A 16,358-nucleotide genomic window follows, 5' to 3' on the forward strand; every position below is an offset into this window, starting at 1 on the left:
GGAGAAACACATTTGTTTGATTTCGGTATCATCCCGCCGGCGATGTTCCTGGGCATGGTCATCTTCATGCTCTACGGCTTCCCGGTCGCTTTTTCGCTTGCCGCCGTCGGCCTGTTGTTCGGCATCATCGGCATCGTCACCGGCCATTTTGGCGAAGTCTTTCTGCAGGCGCTGCCGCTGCGCTTCTTCGGCATCATTTCCAACGACCTCCTGCTCGCCATCCCCTTCTTCACTTTCATGGGTGCGGTGCTGGAGCGCTGCGGGCTGGCCGAAGACCTGCTCGAAGGCACTGGCAAACTCTTCGGTGGCATACCCGGCGGCCTCGCCTATGCCGTCATCCTCGTTGGCGCGGTGCTCGGCGCAATCACCGGCACGGTGGCCGCCTCCGTCATCACCATGGGGGTGATCTCGCTGCCGATCATGCTGCGCTACGGCTACAACCCACGCCTTGCCACCGGCGTCATCGCCGCCTCGGGCACGATCACCCAGGTCATCCCGCCCTCGCTCGTGCTCGTCGTTCTTGCCGATCAGCTCGGCAGGTCGGTCGGCGATATGTATCTGGGCGCGATCGGCCCTTCGATCCTGCAGGTGACGATCTTCGTGCTCTTCATCCTGGTGATGTCGATCATCCGGCCGAAATCGATGCCGCCGCTGCCGAAAGAGGTGCGCGGCGATTTCAACTGGGCACTGCTCATCAAGGTGCTGATGGGCATGGTGCCCTCGATCGTGCTGATCTTCCTGGTGCTCGGCACGATCTTCATGGGCCTTGCGACACCGACGGAAGCAGGCGCGCTTGGCGTCGTCGGCGCCATGGCGCTCGCCGCCTTGCATCGCCGCCTCACCTGGCCGCTGATCCGCGAGGCGATGGCATCGACCACGCACATCACATCCATGGTGGTGATGATCCTGATCGGCTCCACCTGTTTCAGCCTGGTGTTTCAGGGCATGGACGGCTCGCGCTGGATCGAGCATATGCTGTCGGGCATTCCCGGCGGCCCGGTCGGTTTTCTGATCTTCGTCAACATCTTCATCTTCGTGCTCGCCTTCTTCCTCGATTTCTTCGAGATCGCCTTCATCGTCATCCCGATGCTCGCCCCCGTCGCCTCCAGTCTCGGCATCGATCTGATCTGGTTCGGCGTGCTGATCTGCGTCAACATGCAGACGAGCTTCATGCATCCGCCGTTCGGCTTCGCGCTCTTCTACCTGCGCTCGATCGCCGGCAAGGACGTCAAGACCTCCGATATCTATATCGGCGCCCTTCCCTGGGTCGGCATGCAGCTGATCCTGGTGGCGATCGTGATCTTCTGGCCGCAATCGGTAACCTATTGGCTGGATCACGGTCCGAAGGTCGACCCGAACTCGATCAAGATCGAAGTCCCGGGCTTCGGCGGCCAGCTCGGCCTGCCGCCGCTGGGCGGCGGCAATGGCTCGCCGCAGATCCCCGGCCTGACCCTGCCGCCACTCGGCCTGCCGCAAGCACCGCCTCTACCCGCCAAATAACCCCACCAAGTAACAGAGCCAAAACAAAACCCCGGACCAAGCGTGATCCGGGGTTTTGGTATGCGTTCGTGTAATGCGCCGATGGAAGCTCTCAGAGCTTTCCGGCCCGCTGCTGGATCATCATGAACGTATCGAAAGTGTATTCCGAAAGCTGCATCCAGAGATAGGCGTCGCGTTTGAAGGCGGTCTGGTCGTCGTAGATCTTCTTGAAATACTGGTTGGTGCCCGAGATTTCGCTGTAGATGCCAATTGCCGCCTGAAAGCAGGCTTCCATGATTTCCTGGCTGAACGGGCGCAGCGTCGCGCCTTCGGCAACGAGCTGCTTCAGCGCGGTCGGGTTCTTCGTGTCGTATTTCGCCAGCATGTTGGTGTTGGCGAAAGCGCAGGCATCGGTCAGCGCCGCCTGATAATGCTTCGGCAGATTGCTCCATTTTTCGAGATTGAAGAATCCATGCACCGTCGGGCCGCCCTCCCACCAGCCGGGATAATAATAATACTTCGCCACCTTGTGGAAGCCGAGCTTCAGATCGTCATAGGGACCGACGAATTCCGCCGCATCGATCGTGCCTTTTTCCAGCGCCGGATAGATGTCGCCGCCGGCAATTTGCTGCGGGATGACGCCGACCTTCTCCATGACGCGGCCGGCAAGGCCGGCGATGCGCATCTTGACGCCCTTGAGATCATCTAGCGTATTGATTTCCTTGCGGAACCAGCCGCCCATTTGCGCACCGGTATTGCCGGCCGGCAGCGCATACATACCCTGTGTGGCATAAAATTCATTCATCAGCTTATTGCCGTTGCCCTCGTAATACCAGGCATTGGTCAGGCGGCTGTTCAGGCCAAACGGAATGGCTGTTCCGATGGCATAGGTCGGGTCCTTGCCGACGAAATAATAGGAGGTCGTATGGGCAGCCTCGACCGTACCGGCGGCAACCGCATCGACGGCCTGCAGGCCGGGCACGATTTCACCGGCAGCAAAAGGCTGGATCGTGAAATTGCCGTCTGTCGCCGCGGCGACATGTTTGGCGATATCCTCGGCGCCGCCATAGATCGTATCCAAGCTCTTCGGAAACGACGACGTCATGCGCCACGCAATCTTCGGATTCTCCTGCGCGATCGCAGGCGCGGCCAATGCCGTTGCGGCCACCGCGCCGGCACCGGCGGTTCCCGCCTTCTTGAAAAACGAACGACGATCCATCAAAAACCTCCCGTATAGATGGCACTGCGCGGGCAATCTTCACCCCTATCCGCAGCGAGGGGAAGCTAAGCATGGCGAGAGCCGCGATTCAAGCGTTAGTCTGTTAGCCTTTGGCATCAAGACGGCAATAGGACAACGGGCACGCATCCATCAAAATCAGCGGCTTAGCAGCGAACCCGGAGCCGCGGCAGCGCTTCCGCCGCATTTTGGTCACCTGACACAGCCAAGCGTTGACTTGACCGCCGTTCTGGCGGCAAAACGATGTGCAGAAAGATTTTATCGGGGCTGATATGACGAAACCAATCGTTGCTATTCCTGCAGATATCCGCAGCTTCGACGGCGCGACCTGGCACGCCGTACAACATCAGTACCTCAGTGCCGCATTGACTGCGGCCGGCGTTATGGCCTTCATCATCCCCGCCTTCGAGGAGGGCTACGATACCGACGCGATCCTCGACCGTGTCGATGGCCTCTTGGTTTCCGGCTCGGCCAGCAACGTGCATCCTTCGCTCTACGGTGCCGATGCCAGCGATAGGGACGGTCCCTTCGACCTCGCCCGCGACGCCACCAGCCTGCCGCTCATCCGCCGCGCCATCGACCGCGCCATTCCGCTGCTCGCCATCTGCCGTGGCATCCAGGAGCTTAATGTCGCGCTCGGCGGCTCGCTGGCAAGCGAGATCCAGGAGCAGCCGGGCATCTCAGACCACCGCCGGCCGGAAGGCGTCGACCGCGACGGCATGTACGCCATTCGCCAGAGCGTCTACGTCAAGGAAGGCTCCTGCATCGCAGGCATTCTCGGCCCGGGCGAGGTCCGCGTGAATTCGTTGCACCGACAGGCAATCGCCAGAACCGCACCGCGGCTGCAGGTGGAGGCAAGCGCCGAGGACGGCACGGTGGAGGCCGTTTCCGTCATCGACGCCAAGGCCTTTGCCGTTGGCGTGCAATGGCATCCGGAATACTGGGCCGAAACCGACAGGCCTTCGAACAAGCTGTTTGCCGCTTTCGGCGACGCCGTCCGCGCCTACGCCGCCGCCGCCAAGCTCCCGCTCATCCCCGCGAAGGCGACCGCCTGACGGTGCGGCGCCGGCGCGCTATCAGCCCGCCGAGCGTTGAGCAGCAACCATCAATGGTGATCGTCGTCCTCGTCGTCATGCTCGTGCTTGAGCCAGGTGCAGAGCTCCGCCGGTAGCAGTTTCTCATAGGCGTCGTCGCTGCCGACGAACTCCCCAAGATCCTTGACGCTGACGAAGCCGACATTCGGAAATTGCTCGGCCGCGCTGCGCAAGAAGTCGAAACGCTCGTCACCGACACCGACCATGACATAGTAGATCTGCGATTCGGCATGCTCGGCCTTCTGCAGCAGGGCCCAGGCTGCATCTCTGTCGGCATTCTCGCCATCGGTGAGGAAGTAATTGATCGCCGGAATGCCCGACCGTGTCTCCTCGCCGAATGTATCGCGGCTCATGCCGAAGATCATGCCGAGCAAGCCGCCAGCCGCCTCCTCTTCCATCAAACCGTACGTCATCAGGTTCGAGCGGATGACCGGTCCGTAATCCGTGCCACCCCAAAGTACGGCTTTCAGCGCATCGTTGCCGATGATTTCACGCTCGACGTAACCCTCGTAATTTTTGGCGGTGGCCGGTGCGATCGATGCCATCCTCTCCTGATTGGAAAACACCCAAGTATCGATACGCCCGTCGTCATCGAAATAAAGAGCGACGGGAAGAATACGCTCGAGCGCCGCCTGGACCACACCAGATTTGAAAAGGTCGGTCATCGAGCCCGAGACATCGATGTTGATGCCGACCTGGGCGGGAATGCGCTCGTGAATGCCTTGTTTCTGAAGGACGAAGCCGACGCGTCGAACTTCTTCCTCGGGCTTGTGCAGTTTGAATGTCGTCATTATCATCCCTCCGATCTGAGTTTTCCAAGAATGCGCGCATGAATGTCGCGAAGCAGTGATCTGATGCCAGCCTGCGCTGGCGGTTGCGCGCTTCGGGCCGCCGTCAGCGCCGCGGAATAGGCTGCATGCCAGGCAGGCAGGTCCTCGTGCAACAGGCCATCGCCAGCGTGTCCGAGCGCGTCCACGTGCCGCGCGAGCCCGGCAACGGTATGCGTGCTCATCTCGATCGTGGCCTTCGTCGCCGACAGGCTGGCAATCCTCGTCTCGATCGCGTCGGCTTGCGAGGTGTAATGCGCCTGCCGTTCGCGATCGGAAAACTGAACTCCGCCGATATGATCGACCAGGAAGCGCGCCGCCAGGATGTGTGCGGCGAGATCACGGCCGAGCGCCGCATAGGCCTTGCCGATGGCGCGAAGCCGTTTTGCGACCGCAACGATTTCGGGCGCAAGCGCATCGAGCTCCTTCGCCAGGGCCTGCACGTCGGGATAAAGCTGCAGAAAGAGGCTGTCGGGATCGCGCGGAGCCGCCAGCGCCTTGATTGCCTTCAAGACGCCGCCGCGAACGGCAAACACACGGTCTGGATCCAGATCGCCGAGACGCTGGAGCAGTTCGGCGCCAAGACGCCTTCCCATCGCCAAGGCTTCGCTGTCGGCAAGCGCGAGTTCGCTTTCGGCAAGCCTGCCATGCTCTGTCTGAAGGCGGGCGCCGAAGCGCACGACGTCGTCGAAATAATGATCGTCGAGATTGGTGCCGTCGACGATGCGCAACGCTGCCGTCGCGACCGATGCGGCAGCGCCGGGATCGATCTTCAGGAACGCCTCCACGCTGCAGGGAATGCGCCGGCGAATTTCCCCGGCGCCGAGAACACGCGGCTTGTCGCCCTTGAGCATCGGCGGTTGCGGCGAACCGAATAGGACTTTCGGCTGGGTGGATTGTCCGGGAGGTTGGGCAACGTCAGGCGAGGCGCTTTTTGGAAAAAGCACCTTGGGCAACCGGCCCGGCTCCTTTCCCGGCGGTCCATCTGCCTTGCCGCTCATCAAACGAGGCCCCCGTTCAGTTGAAATAAGCCTGGATGACGTCGCCAAGCCCGGCATTCGACCCTGCACCGACGGCATGGAATCGCCAGGATCCGTCCGGCTGCTTCAGGAAGGAAGCCACCTGTATCGTCGTCTTGCCGGCAAATTCGGCGGTGAGCTGGTAGCGGCAAAGCTCGTCATCCATCGCGTCACAAACTTCGATATAGGCGTTCCTGACCTTGCCGAAATCCTGTTTCTTGCGCTCCGCATCATGGATCGTCGCCCAGACGGCAAGCTCGGAAACCTCGTCCGGCAGCTTCGCCAGCACGATCTTGAACTCCTCGCGGAAACCCTCGTCATGGTGGCCGCCGCCATGATCGTCATCGTCGCCGTCCTCATCGGGTTCCGACCCTTTGATCAGGCCGCCACGCCCGGTCCGGTCGTCGCGTTCGTGCCACATCGAGCCGTCATCCGTCTGGAAGGAACCGTCGGCATTCTTGCTCAAAGACCCTTCCGGATTGCTGGAACTGCGCACGAAGGCATAGCAGAGTGCATGCGAGCCTTCATTGTAGAGCCGCGCGCGGTTCGCATCGCCACCGGGATGGACCAGCGCAAAACAATGCACGTCGAGATCAAAGGCCGGCCCCGAACCTTCGGGCGGATCCCAAACAAGTCCCGAATGGACGAGCTGGATCTCCTTCTGGATCTGGAATGATTGCCCCTTGTTGAGCTTGAAGGTTGCCATGCGCTATCTTTCTCCTGAAGTCTCAGATCGGACGATCGGTCACGATTTGCCGGGCTTGTTCGAGTTTGGCGCGGGCGGCGGCATAACGTTCTTTGTTTCGCTCGCCTTCGGCGACCACCTTGTCGGCGATATTGCGCAGCCGCTGCGCGGTGCCGAGCACCAGATCGGCATCGGCAAGCCGGGTCTCTCCGGCCGCCCTGACCGAATTGACCGAAACATCCTCCAGCACCTCGGATCCATATTGCTGCAGCGACGCACGCAGTTCACGTCGCATCGTGTTCATCTGCTGGATCGACTGCATTTGGAAGAGCGCGTGCAGGCGGATCAGCATCGATTTGATGTCGTTGAATTCCGCATTGGCCGAGGTGACGGTATCTGCAAGGGTGGCAAGCGCTGCACCCCGGGCAATGCCGATCGAGTCGAGGTCGGCCGGCGCCTTGGCATAGGCGGTTTCGAGAACGAGGACCCGGTTCTGGAAGATATCGCGCTTCTGCGAGAAGTCGCGGGCTTCCTGCACCTTGAGCGGATCGCCGGAAGCCGCCTCTTCCATCAACCGGTCGAGCTCGCGGCCGGCATCGGCAAGGATGCGTCTTCCGGCCTCAACGAAAACGCCGAGAGACACGATCGTATCGCGATATCCCTCGGCCAGCGTGCTCATGCGCGACACTTCGAGAATGAGCTTGCTGCTCTCCTCCTCGATCTCAGCCTCCATCGGCCTGACCAGATCTCCGAGGGATTTGGCCTTGCTCTGCAGCATGCCGCGAACCTCGTCGGTCACCGATTTGAGGCGCTTGGCGGGGTCGCCGAGACCGACGGCCGTCAACAGGCGTTCGAGGAAATTGCCCTTCAGCTTCTCGCGGATGCTTGCTTCGAGCCCTTTGAGATCGGCGTCATTGATGCCGTCCCGGATCGTCCGGAACAATTCGAACAGCACCGGCGACTGCGCATTGGTGATCTGGGAAAGGATGGCATCGAGCTTGGCGCCGAAGCCGCCGATGGCTTCCTGGCCGAAGGTAATCAAATGATGCGGCTCGACCGTTGCCAGCCTGTACCGCTCTGCGAGGTCGCCGACCTCGCCGGCTTTCTCCGGCGGAAGAACGACCGTCACCACGGCCGGCAGGCCGCCGGTCGAAAGCGCGGGCATCAAGCCCGGGCTGGTCTCGAGGCTCTTCGTGTTCGACGCACTTGGCTCCGACATGCCGTCAATCCCCTTTGTTCGGCCTTTATCCTGCAGCCCGCCGGCGCAATTCCCAAACGCACGGAAAAGTTGAGAATCTTAGTTGTAAAATCGGCGAGAATGTAACCGACGGCATCGCACTGGGCAACATATCATCCACGAACCACAGTCGATTTGGCAGCGCTGTATACCTCGCATAAATCAACTTCTATGCGGCGCGCCTAGTCCTTTTGCGGCGTCTCCGACACCGGCGTCAGCGCTGCACCTTTCTCGAACCAGGCAATGAGATTGTCGGCGACCAGATCGGCCATCGCATTGCGCGTCGGCACCGATGCGGAAGCGACATGCGGCAAGAGCACGGCATTGGTCGGCTCCAGCAGGTCACCCGGCACGGTCGGCTCTTCATAAAAGACATCGAGGCCGGCCGCCCCGAGAGCGCCGGAGGCAAGCGCCGCGCTCAACGCCGCCTCGTCCACCGTCCAGCCGCGGCCGACATTGACGAGAATGCCGTTCGGGCCGAGTGCTGCCAGAATATCGGCGTCGATCGTCTTATGCGTCTGCGGCGTCTTCGGAACGATGGCGATGAGCGTGTCCACCGCTTCCGCTAGCCCCTTCAGCGTCGGGTGATAATCGTAGGGTGCATCGGAATGTCGCGACCGTGTGTGGTAACTGATCTTCACCTTGAACGGCTCCAGCCGCTTGGCGATCTCAAGCCCGATGCGGCCAAGGCCATAAAGCCCGACATGACGGCCCTTGAGCGAGAAGCGCGACAGCGGATAGGTCGCGCCCGGCTTCCAGTTGCCCGCACGCAGCCAGGCTTCGGCCCGCGGCAACTCGCGAACGGTATTGAGCAGCAGGGCGATCGCCGTATCGGCGACCTCGTCGTTCAGCACATCAGGCGTGTTGGTGACGACGATGCCTTTCTCGGCGGCTTGTTTCACATCGACGCCGTCGTAGCCGACACCGAAATTGGCGATCACCTCGACATGCGGCAGATGGTCGATCCAGGCGCCGGGGAACGGGCCGGAGACAGCGACACCGCGGATGCGGGCGGCAGTCCCGTCGTCGAGGGCAAGCCTTTCCTCCCGGGCGACGGCGATGATCTCAAAACGATCCTTCAGCCTTTCGATAACACGCTCGTGTATCTTCCCGGGAACGAGAATGGCGATGCGGGACATGGCTTTTCCTCTTGGATGACCGTCTTGGTTCAGGCGCGGGGCCGATGAGGGCTGGTGGACTGACGAATGCGCATTTCCGGTTTGATCAGATGCATGCCGTCGGGCTCGTGGCTGCCGGCAAGGCGATCGAGCAGCGCCCGCGCCGCCAGGCGACCGACCTCGGTCTGGCCGTTCCAGACGGTCGTCAGCGCCGGGGTGGCGATCGAAGCCTCCTCAAGATCGTCGTAACCGGTGACGGAGATGTCGCGTCCCGGCACCAGGCCGGCGCGCGCAATGCCGTTCATCAGGCCGATCGCCACGAGATCGTTCCAGCAGACGGCGGCCGTCGGCTTCTGTGGCAACGAGAGGAAATGCACGGCGGCTTCGAAACCGCCCTGCTTCGAGCGTGGGCCGGGAATGCGCAGGTTCGGATCGACTTCGATGCCGGCCTTGCGCAGCGCATTGACGTAGCCCTGGTAGCGGTCGCGGCCGGTGGATGTCTGGTCCGTGCCGCCGATCATCGCAATCGAGCGGTGGCCGAGGCCGATCAGGTGGTTGGTGGCAAGCGAGATGCCATAGCTGTCATCGCCGCGATAGGTCGGCAGGTCTTGGCCCTCCATCGAGCGCGCAACCAGGATCGCCGGCATGCCATTGTCTTCCGCCAGTTGCACGTCCTCAGGCGGCGTGCCGATCGCCGGCGACATGATGACGCCGTCGCCGCCGAGTTGCAGGAGCGTCTCGATGAAGGTGCGCTGCTTCTCGACATTGTCGTAATGATTGGAAAGGATGAAGGTGTGGCGGCTGCGATCGAGCTCGCTTTCGATCGCCTTCAGGATCTCCCCGTAGAAGGGGTTCATAATGTCGTGCACGACGACGCCGATGATGCCGGAACGCGAGGTGCGAAGGCTGGCAGCGCGGCGATTGTAGATATAGCCGAGGGCGCGCGCCTGTTCCTTGATCTTGTCCCGCGTATTGCTGGCGACGAGCGGACTGTCGCGTAAGGCAAGCGATACGGTCGCCGTTGAAATGCCGAGCGTTTCGGCGATCGTCGAAAGCTTGATCTTCTGGACCACGTGTCCTCCTCCAGGCAGCACGCAAGCAGCAAGAGCCGCCGGAAAACCGGCGTGGCCCTTAAAATGTTTAATTAAAAGATTTAATCGGTGGAAGCAATTCGTCTTTCTGCGAAATTTCAGTCTTCATCCGGATCTTCGATATGAAGAGCTTCGGCCTGCAGATTGGCATCGATCGCCTTCAGCAGGCGGACGAGATTGCGGATTTCCTTTTCGGAGAATTCCAGCGTCGCCAGCCTGTCGCAGGCCGCGGCCGCCATCTCGATCCCCTGCACGCTGCCACGGCCGAGCTCGGTGAGATAGACTTTGGTGAGGCGCGCATCCTCGGCGTCGGGCTTGCGCTCGAGGAAGCCCTGCGCCTCCATGCGGCCGATCGTGCGCGTCATCGTCGGCGCCTTGACGCCGAGTTTCTGGGCAAGGCCGCCGGCCGTCATGCCGTCGCTCTCGGCAAGCGAGTGGATGACGCCGTCCTGGCCGGCATAGAGCCCGCTTTCGAGAAGGTTGCGCGAAAGCACCGTGCGCATGGAGCGAGCCGCCTGGGTGAGCGCTGGAGAGAGGTCGACGAGCGTATACTCGGTCTTGTCCTTCTTCTTGGACTTGTGCTTCTTGCCGTCCTTCTGCTTCTTTCCCATAGCCATCCCTTTGATCTTTAAGCCTTGGCGCCGCTGCGATATGACATTGCCCAGGATCTCGTCATAAACAAGAGGCAACGACTGGATGATGACGCCTTCGCCCCGTTTCGAAGACAGCGACCCGGCCTCTGCCGTTGACGTGCGTCGCCTGATCGCCGTGCTGCCGCTCGGCGCTCATGAACAGCACGGCCCGCATCTGCCCTTCGAAACCGACACGCTGATTGCGGAAGGCATCGCCAGGCGATTGAGGATGGCCCTACCGGCTGGCCTTCCCGTCACATTCCTGCCCGCCGAATCCGTCAGCTATTCCATAGAGCATATGAATGTTGAAGGAACGAAGACGCTTGCCTTCGGCGAAGCGGTGGACCGCTGGCTCGGAATCGCCGAAGGCTTGGCGAAGCAGGGCATCCGCAAATTGGTGATGTTGAACGCTCATGGCGGCAATTCGCCCATCATGACCATTGTCGCGACCGAGGCGCGGGTTCGCTTTGCCATGCTGGCGGTGGCGACGAGCTGGACCCGCTTCGGCCTGCCCGATGGCGTCATCCCGCCGGAGGAAAAGGCGGTCGGCATCCATGGCGGCGATATCGAGACCTCGGTGATGCTGGCGCTTCATCCGGGCAGGGTGGATATGACGAAAGCGGCGGATTTCCCTTCGCGACAGAGTGAATTTGCCAGGCATTTCAAGCATCTGCGCGCCTATGGGCCGCACGCCTTCGGCTGGAAGATGTCGGATCTCAACGCAGAGGGCGTGACGGGCAACGCCGCGGCGGCGACGGCTGAAAAGGGCGAGGCGCTGATTGCGCATGCGGTCAAGGGACTGGTGGAATTGCTGGAAGATGTCGATGCCTTCGATGTCACGCAGCTCCGGTGAATGGCCATCTGGGCCTGACGGATGATGTGATCTTATAACATTATAAAACCCTTTGAACTGCCGCGCCCATGCCATTATATGAGACCAACCATTCAAGCAGCCGATCTGAAGCTACTCGGCCGCACGCCTAATCCTAGAGGTTCTCATGACCGACGCGATTCCCACCCAGAAGCCCATTCCCGTTACCGTGCTTACCGGTTATCTCGGCGCCGGCAAGACGACCTTGCTCAACCGTATCCTTTCCGAAAATCACGGCAAGAAATATGCGGTCATCGTCAATGAGTTCGGTGAAATCGGCATCGACAACGACCTGATCGTCGAGTCGGACGAAGAAATCTACGAGATGAACAATGGCTGCGTCTGTTGCACGGTGCGCGGCGACCTGATCCGCGTCGTCGAAGGCCTGATGCGCCGTCCCGGCCGCTTCGACGGCATCATCGTCGAAACCACCGGTCTTGCCGATCCGGTGCCGGTCGCCCAGACCTTCTTCATGGACGATGATGTGCGCGCCAAGACCGAGCTCGACGCCGTCATCGCCCTGGTTGACGCCAAGCACCTGCCGCTGCGTCTGAAGGACAGCCGCGAGGCCGAAGACCAGATCGCCTTCGCCGACGTCGTCGTCATCAACAAGACCGACCTCGTGACTCCTGAAGAACTTGATGTGATCGAGGACATCGTCCGCGCCATCAACCCGGCCGCCCGCGTCTATAAGACCAGCCGCTCCGGCGTCGACCTCGCTCGTGTGCTCGATCAGGGCGCCTTCAACCTGGAGCGCGCGCTCGAAAACGATCCGCATTTCCTCGAGCACGGCCATGACGACCATGTCTGCGGCCCGGATTGCGATCACGACCATCATCATCACGATCACGATCATGATCACCACGGGCACGAGCATCATCACCATGGCGCCATGTCGGCGATCCATGATGTGACGGTGCAGTCGGTATCGCTGCGCGGCGGCGAGATGAACGCGGAGCGCTTCTTCCCCTGGATCCAGAAGGTCACCCAGACGCAGGGACCGAACATTCTCCGCCTCAAGGGCATCATCGCCTTCAAGGATGATCCCGAGCGGTACGTCGTCCAAGGCGTGCACATGATCATCGAAGGTGATCACCAGCGGCCGTGGAAGGAAGGCGAAAAACACGAAAGCCGTCTCGTCTTCATCGGCCGCGATCTCGACCGTGAGAAGCTTGAAGCTTCCTTCAAGGCCTGCGAGGCAGCCGCCTGATGCCGACAGTTGCACCGCTTGATCTCGACGGCCACGTTCTGGCCGTCGAATTTTTAGGTGATGTCCCCTTCTTCGCCAGCGCCAACGGCACGTTTCACCGGCTGGACGGCGGCGACAGGGTTTCTGAAGCCCATCAGGGCATGCTCACCGCCATCCGCGATCCCTATAGCGAGAGCCTGATTTCGGGCGGCGAGGATGGCAGGGTGCTGCGCATTTCAGCCGACGGCAGCGTCAGCGAACTCGCCACCGCGCCGCGCAAGTGGATCTCGCAGGTCGCGGCCGGCCCGCAAGGGGCCATTGCCTATTCCTACGGCAAAAGTTCGCTCGTGCGCCTTGCCGACGGGACGACCAAGGAATTTGCAGAGGAGCGCACGGTCGAGGGCCTTGCCTTTGCGCCGAAGGGCCTGCGCATCGCGGCCGCGCGGTATAACGGCGTGTCGCTGCACTGGATCGGCACGACCGCCAAACCAGTCGATCTCGAATGGAAGGGTGCGCATACCGGCGTCACCTTTTCGCCGGACGGTAATTTCCTCGTCACTTCGATGCAGGAAAACGCGCTTCACGGCTGGAAACTCGACAGCAAGCCGGGCTCCGAAGCCCGCCACATGCGCATGACCGGCTACCCCGCCAAGGTCAAATCGCTCTCCTGGTCGGTCAAGGGCAAATGGCTCGCCTCGTCTGGCGCGCCGGCCGCCATCGTCTGGCCCTTCCAGGGCAAGGACGGGCCGATGGGCAAGGCGCCGCTCGAACTCGGCACTCGCGCCAATATCATGGCAACCGCGGTGAAATTCCATCCGCTCGAAGATATCCTCGCCATCGGCTTCATCGACGGCATGATTCTGGCCGTCCGCATCGCCGACAGCAAGGAGGCGCTGTTGCGCCGCCCCGGCAAAGGCGCCGTCACAGCGATGAGCTGGAGCAAGAACGGCAAGCTGCTCGCCTTCGCTTCCGAAGCCGGCGACTGCGGCGTCATCGATATTTCGGCTTGACGCACATTGGCGGCAACGGACGATATCCTATCGGGCCTGAAGTCGTGACGCTCACCGCCGACCACATGCAAGCCGTAGCCGGAATCAGGCGTGTCTCCCTGCGGCAACGACTGCCTTGGCTGCCGGATCTTCATACGCCCGAAGAGGAAGAAGAGTACTGGCGCATGCATCTGCTGCCGAATTGCACGATCCTTGGCGCCGCCTTGGAAAACCGGCTCGTCGGTGTCATCGCCTATGGCGACGGCTGGATAGAGCAGCTTTACGTTCTCCCGGATTTCCAGGGTTTGGGCACCGGCTCTCTGCTCCTCGGCTGTGCCAAGCAGGAAATGGACAAGATCAGGCTCTGGCCGTTTCAGCGCAATACCGGCGCACGGGCGTTCTAGGTACGACACGGTTTTGCCGCCGAGGAGGAGACCGACGGTACTGATAATGAGGAAAGAGAGCCGGATGTGCTCTATTATTGGCGCAGGCTTCCGGAGCTGATGCCCGGCCTGCAACCGTCTGGCGGCTAGAATAACGGACTAACGCCGCAAAGTGGCGGGCATGCCAAATGTCTTGGCTGGCCAAATATGTGCCCCGCGCAGGCGGCGTCTTGCGCCGCCTCGGACAGAGGAAACGGGAATGTCGAAATCGACCGACCTCGGTTTGGCCGAGCAACAGTCGCAGCCTTCGGACGGCGCATCCGTCTGGGCCGTCATCCGCGCCGAGGCAGTTGCGCTTGCCGGACGCGAGCCGATTTTGCAGCAATTGCTTGCGGTGCAAATAACCAATGCTGCAGGCAACAAAGAAATCATCGCCCATGTGCTGGCCGCGCGGCTGTCCGCGACGCAGGTGGCAACTGGCGATCTGTTCGATCTCATCCTGTCCATGCTTGATGATGATATCATGCGGAAGATCGAGGCGGATCTTGTTGCCGTGCGTGAGCGCGATCCGGCCTGCACGACATTTCTGCACGCGCTCCTGAACCTCAAGGGGTTTCATGCGCTGCAGACCCACCGCATCGCCCACGCGCTCTGGAACGCCGGCCGACCGGAGATCGCCAGCTGGCTCGCCAATCTCGCCTCGCTAGTCTTCGGCCCGGATATCCATCCGGCCGCGCGGATCGGCGCTTCCATCATGCTTGATCACGGCTCGGGCATCGTCATCGGCGAAACGGCGGTGATCGAGGATGAGGTATCGATCCTGCAGAATGTCACGCTCGGCGGCACCGGCAAGGAGACTGGCGATCGCCACCCGAAAATCCGCCACGGCGTGATGATCGGCGCGGGCGCCAAGATCCTCGGCAATATCGAAATCGGCGCCTTCAGCAAGGTCGCCGCCGGCAGCGTCGTGCTGAAGCCGGTTCCGGAGCATTGCACGGTCGCCGGCGTGCCGGCAACGCTCGTGCGCGTCCACCGCGCCGACGAAATCCCGGCCGAGACGATGGACCAGAATATCTAGGATCACTTTGAGATGGGCGAGTTCGCGCCGTTCCTACGCGGCTTGGTGCGTTTCTCCGAAGGCTTCGACCCGGTTGCGGCCTTCGCGTTTCGAACGATAGAGTGCCTCATCCGCCTTCTGAATCAGCCTTTCAAAATCTCCGCCGTTTTGCCCACACGCGGCAACGCCGATACTCAGGGTCGGAAAGACGGCCAGATCGGGGCACTGCATCACGGCGGCGGCGAAGGCGAGACGGATGCGATCGGCAATCACCATAGCATCTTCGAGGGAGACATTTTTCAGCACGGCAAGAAACTCATCGCCGCCTTGACGGGCGAGCAGATCGTCCGAGCGCATGATGCCTCTCGAAACGCTGGCGAAAAGCCGCAGGATATCGTCGCCGGCGGCGTGGCCATGCCGGTCGTTCAACTGCTTGAAATGGTCGATATCGATGATGAGCAGCGATACCGGCTGCGAACCGAGAGTAGGCAGATGCTGGGCAAGGCCACCGCGATTGAGCGCGCCGGTCAGCGGGTCGCGGTGGGCGAGTTCAGTCAGCTGATTTCGGCTGCGCTCGGCGGCCATCAGCACCATGGCCATGCTGCGAAGCATGATGAAAGCAACCGCCGATACCGCCATCCAGCTATGGACCACACTGCTGCCGAATGGATCCGGCCCGCCGATTTCGCCGGTCGCCGCAAGAAGACTGCGAACCGCAAAGATCGAGGCAGTGCAAACATACAGGCCGACAAGCAGGGCTGCCGAATACAGCCTCTCGCACCGGGCAATACGGATTGCCTCCCTTGCGACGGCAAGGTCGCAGAGGCAGCAAATGACGGAGACATAGAGAAGCCTCGCCGACACTGCCGAAGGATCTCTGACAATAAGTGCGACAGGCACGCTGACGAGAACGATGGCAAGCCAGAAATAGCGCTGCTCGAGCGCTCGTCCCGAAAAGACGCGCACGGCAAAGAACATCAGCATGTAGCCGGCGATGGTCACCACGTTACCGCCGTCGATCGAGACGGAGTAGGGAACGAGATTGCGCAAGGCGACGAGGAAAGAACCGAGGCCGACAAGAATGTTGCTCAGGCCCCACCACAGCGGCCACCTCTCGAAGCGGCCGGTCGCATAGGCTGCAAGCTGGAGCATGCCCTGCACGAAGCAGCTCACGGCCACAATGAAATAGATTGTCCTGAGATCCAGCAGCATGACGCTTTCCCGAAATTCTCGGGGAACGTACAGGAAGCGTTTTGCGGTTTGATTGGGGGCTTCGCTAAAAGTTTAACGATTACGGGTTTTTCCCTGCTGCAGGCGATTGTGTTGGCATCTTCACAGGGCATCCCGGTAACCATGCGCCGCGGTACCCAAAAGAATAATCCGCGCCGCAATCACGGCAGGCCCGCCTGCCTCCATGATCAAACGGCGCGGATATTGCCGGCTAGGCGGA

The 16,358-nt window shown here is 61.3% G+C and carries 15 protein-coding genes and 1 pseudogene; 7 read left to right on the forward strand and 9 right to left on the reverse strand.

Annotated features, from left to right (window positions below; all coding sequences use genetic code 11):
• Positions 1 to 12: 12 nt before the first annotated feature.
• Positions 13 to 1,500: a TRAP transporter large permease subunit gene (locus J3O30_RS19345; protein WP_207581812.1), complete on the forward strand. Its 1,488-nt coding sequence runs from the start codon at positions 13 to 15 to the stop codon at positions 1,498 to 1,500.
• Between the two features lie 91 nt (positions 1,501 to 1,591).
• Here J3O30_RS19345 and J3O30_RS19350 read toward each other — a convergent pair whose 3' ends face one another.
• Entirely contained in the window at positions 1,592 to 2,698 is a 1,107-nt protein-coding gene (locus tag J3O30_RS19350; protein ID WP_207581813.1) for a TRAP transporter substrate-binding protein, read from the reverse strand.
• Between the two features lie 290 nt (positions 2,699 to 2,988).
• Between J3O30_RS19350 and J3O30_RS19355 the strand changes: the two genes are divergently transcribed.
• Positions 2,989 to 3,771 (forward strand): gamma-glutamyl-gamma-aminobutyrate hydrolase family protein, encoded by a 783-nt coding sequence (locus tag J3O30_RS19355; RefSeq protein WP_207581814.1) that lies wholly within the window; start codon positions 2,989 to 2,991, stop codon positions 3,769 to 3,771.
• Positions 3,772 to 3,821: 50 nt separating this feature from the next.
• On the opposite strand, the gene J3O30_RS19360 is transcribed toward J3O30_RS19355, so the two are convergent.
• The 7 genes from J3O30_RS19360 to J3O30_RS19390 all read right to left on the reverse strand — a co-directional run bounded on the left by J3O30_RS19360 (position 3,822) and on the right by J3O30_RS19390 (position 10,398).
• The gene (locus J3O30_RS19360; RefSeq protein WP_207581815.1) at positions 3,822 to 4,601 is read right to left on the reverse strand and encodes a VWA domain-containing protein; all 780 of its coding nucleotides are present in this window, start codon (positions 4,599 to 4,601) and stop codon (positions 3,822 to 3,824) included.
• Positions 4,602 to 4,603: 2 nt separating this feature from the next.
• Entirely contained in the window at positions 4,604 to 5,584 is a 981-nt protein-coding gene (locus tag J3O30_RS19365) for a hypothetical protein (protein ID WP_246762767.1), read from the reverse strand.
• Positions 5,585 to 5,654: 70 nt separating this feature from the next.
• Positions 5,655 to 6,362 carry a TerD family protein gene (locus J3O30_RS19370; RefSeq protein ID WP_207581817.1) on the reverse strand — a complete coding sequence of 236 codons (708 nt, stop codon included), beginning with the start codon at positions 6,360 to 6,362 and terminating at the stop codon, positions 5,655 to 5,657.
• A gap of 22 nt (positions 6,363 to 6,384) precedes the next feature.
• Positions 6,385 to 7,560 (reverse strand): Toxic anion resistance protein (TelA), encoded by a 1,176-nt coding sequence (locus J3O30_RS19375; RefSeq protein ID WP_207581818.1) that lies wholly within the window; start codon positions 7,558 to 7,560, stop codon positions 6,385 to 6,387.
• 200 nt (positions 7,561 to 7,760) lie between these two features.
• Positions 7,761 to 8,717 (reverse strand): 2-hydroxyacid dehydrogenase, encoded by a 957-nt coding sequence (locus J3O30_RS19380; protein ID WP_207581819.1) that lies wholly within the window; start codon positions 8,715 to 8,717, stop codon positions 7,761 to 7,763.
• Between the two features lie 29 nt (positions 8,718 to 8,746).
• Positions 8,747 to 9,769 (reverse strand): LacI family DNA-binding transcriptional regulator, encoded by a 1,023-nt coding sequence (locus tag J3O30_RS19385; protein ID WP_007631775.1) that lies wholly within the window; start codon positions 9,767 to 9,769, stop codon positions 8,747 to 8,749.
• A gap of 116 nt (positions 9,770 to 9,885) precedes the next feature.
• Positions 9,886 to 10,398, reverse strand: a complete 513-nt coding sequence (locus J3O30_RS19390; protein ID WP_207584377.1) for a MarR family transcriptional regulator — start codon at positions 10,396 to 10,398, stop codon at positions 9,886 to 9,888.
• A gap of 85 nt (positions 10,399 to 10,483) precedes the next feature.
• On the opposite strand from J3O30_RS19390, the gene J3O30_RS19395 reads away from it, so the two are divergent.
• From J3O30_RS19395 to cysE, 5 genes and pseudogenes are all read left to right on the forward strand, one after another.
• On the forward strand, positions 10,484 to 11,272 hold the full coding sequence (locus J3O30_RS19395) for a creatininase family protein (RefSeq protein WP_207581820.1): 789 nt from the start codon (positions 10,484 to 10,486) through the stop codon (positions 11,270 to 11,272).
• A 145-nt stretch (positions 11,273 to 11,417) separates the two neighbouring features.
• Positions 11,418 to 12,500 (forward strand): GTP-binding protein, encoded by a 1,083-nt coding sequence (locus tag J3O30_RS19400; RefSeq protein ID WP_207581821.1) that lies wholly within the window; start codon positions 11,418 to 11,420, stop codon positions 12,498 to 12,500.
• Positions 12,500 to 13,489 (forward strand): WD40 repeat domain-containing protein, encoded by a 990-nt coding sequence (locus J3O30_RS19405; RefSeq protein WP_207581822.1) that lies wholly within the window; start codon positions 12,500 to 12,502, stop codon positions 13,487 to 13,489. The genes J3O30_RS19400 and J3O30_RS19405 overlap by 1 nt, the downstream gene beginning before the upstream one ends.
• Positions 13,490 to 13,554: 65 nt before the next feature.
• Positions 13,555 to 14,001, forward strand: a pseudogene (locus J3O30_RS19410) (GNAT family N-acetyltransferase).
• Positions 14,002 to 14,110: 109 nt separating this feature from the next.
• Positions 14,111 to 14,929 (forward strand): serine O-acetyltransferase, encoded by an 819-nt coding sequence (gene cysE, locus J3O30_RS19415; protein WP_207581823.1) that lies wholly within the window; start codon positions 14,111 to 14,113, stop codon positions 14,927 to 14,929.
• A gap of 33 nt (positions 14,930 to 14,962) precedes the next feature.
• Here the strand turns inward: cysE and J3O30_RS19420 are convergent, their stop codons facing one another.
• Positions 14,963 to 16,120: a GGDEF domain-containing protein gene (locus J3O30_RS19420; protein WP_207581824.1), complete on the reverse strand. Its 1,158-nt coding sequence runs from the start codon at positions 16,118 to 16,120 to the stop codon at positions 14,963 to 14,965.
• Positions 16,121 to 16,358: the final 238 nt, after the last annotated feature.

Origin of the sequence: Rhizobium sp. NZLR1 (assembly GCF_017357385.1) — a bacterium.
Lineage (GTDB): Bacteria > Pseudomonadota > Alphaproteobacteria > Rhizobiales > Rhizobiaceae > Rhizobium.

Coding starts and splice junctions, on each gene's coding strand:
- J3O30_RS19380 (WP_207581819.1), bottom strand. CDS start 8,717: ATGTCCCGCATCGCCATTCTCGTTCCCGGGAAGATACACGAGCGTGTT.
- J3O30_RS19375 (WP_207581818.1), bottom strand. CDS start 7,560: ATGTCGGAGCCAAGTGCGTCGAACACGAAGAGCCTCGAGACCAGCCCG.
- J3O30_RS19370 (WP_207581817.1), bottom strand. CDS start 6,362: ATGGCAACCTTCAAGCTCAACAAGGGGCAATCATTCCAGATCCAGAAG.
- J3O30_RS19360 (WP_207581815.1), bottom strand. CDS start 4,601: ATGACGACATTCAAACTGCACAAGCCCGAGGAAGAAGTTCGACGCGTC.
- J3O30_RS19350 (WP_207581813.1), bottom strand. CDS start 2,698: ATGGATCGTCGTTCGTTTTTCAAGAAGGCGGGAACCGCCGGTGCCGGC.
- J3O30_RS19395 (WP_207581820.1), top strand. CDS start 10,484: ATGATGACGCCTTCGCCCCGTTTCGAAGACAGCGACCCGGCCTCTGCC.
- J3O30_RS19405 (WP_207581822.1), top strand. CDS start 12,500: ATGCCGACAGTTGCACCGCTTGATCTCGACGGCCACGTTCTGGCCGTC.
- cysE (WP_207581823.1), top strand. CDS start 14,111: ATGTCGAAATCGACCGACCTCGGTTTGGCCGAGCAACAGTCGCAGCCT.
- J3O30_RS19355 (WP_207581814.1), top strand. CDS start 2,989: ATGACGAAACCAATCGTTGCTATTCCTGCAGATATCCGCAGCTTCGAC.
- J3O30_RS19400 (WP_207581821.1), top strand. CDS start 11,418: ATGACCGACGCGATTCCCACCCAGAAGCCCATTCCCGTTACCGTGCTT.
- J3O30_RS19390 (WP_207584377.1), bottom strand. CDS start 10,398: ATGGGAAAGAAGCAGAAGGACGGCAAGAAGCACAAGTCCAAGAAGAAG.
- J3O30_RS19420 (WP_207581824.1), bottom strand. CDS start 16,120: ATGCTGCTGGATCTCAGGACAATCTATTTCATTGTGGCCGTGAGCTGC.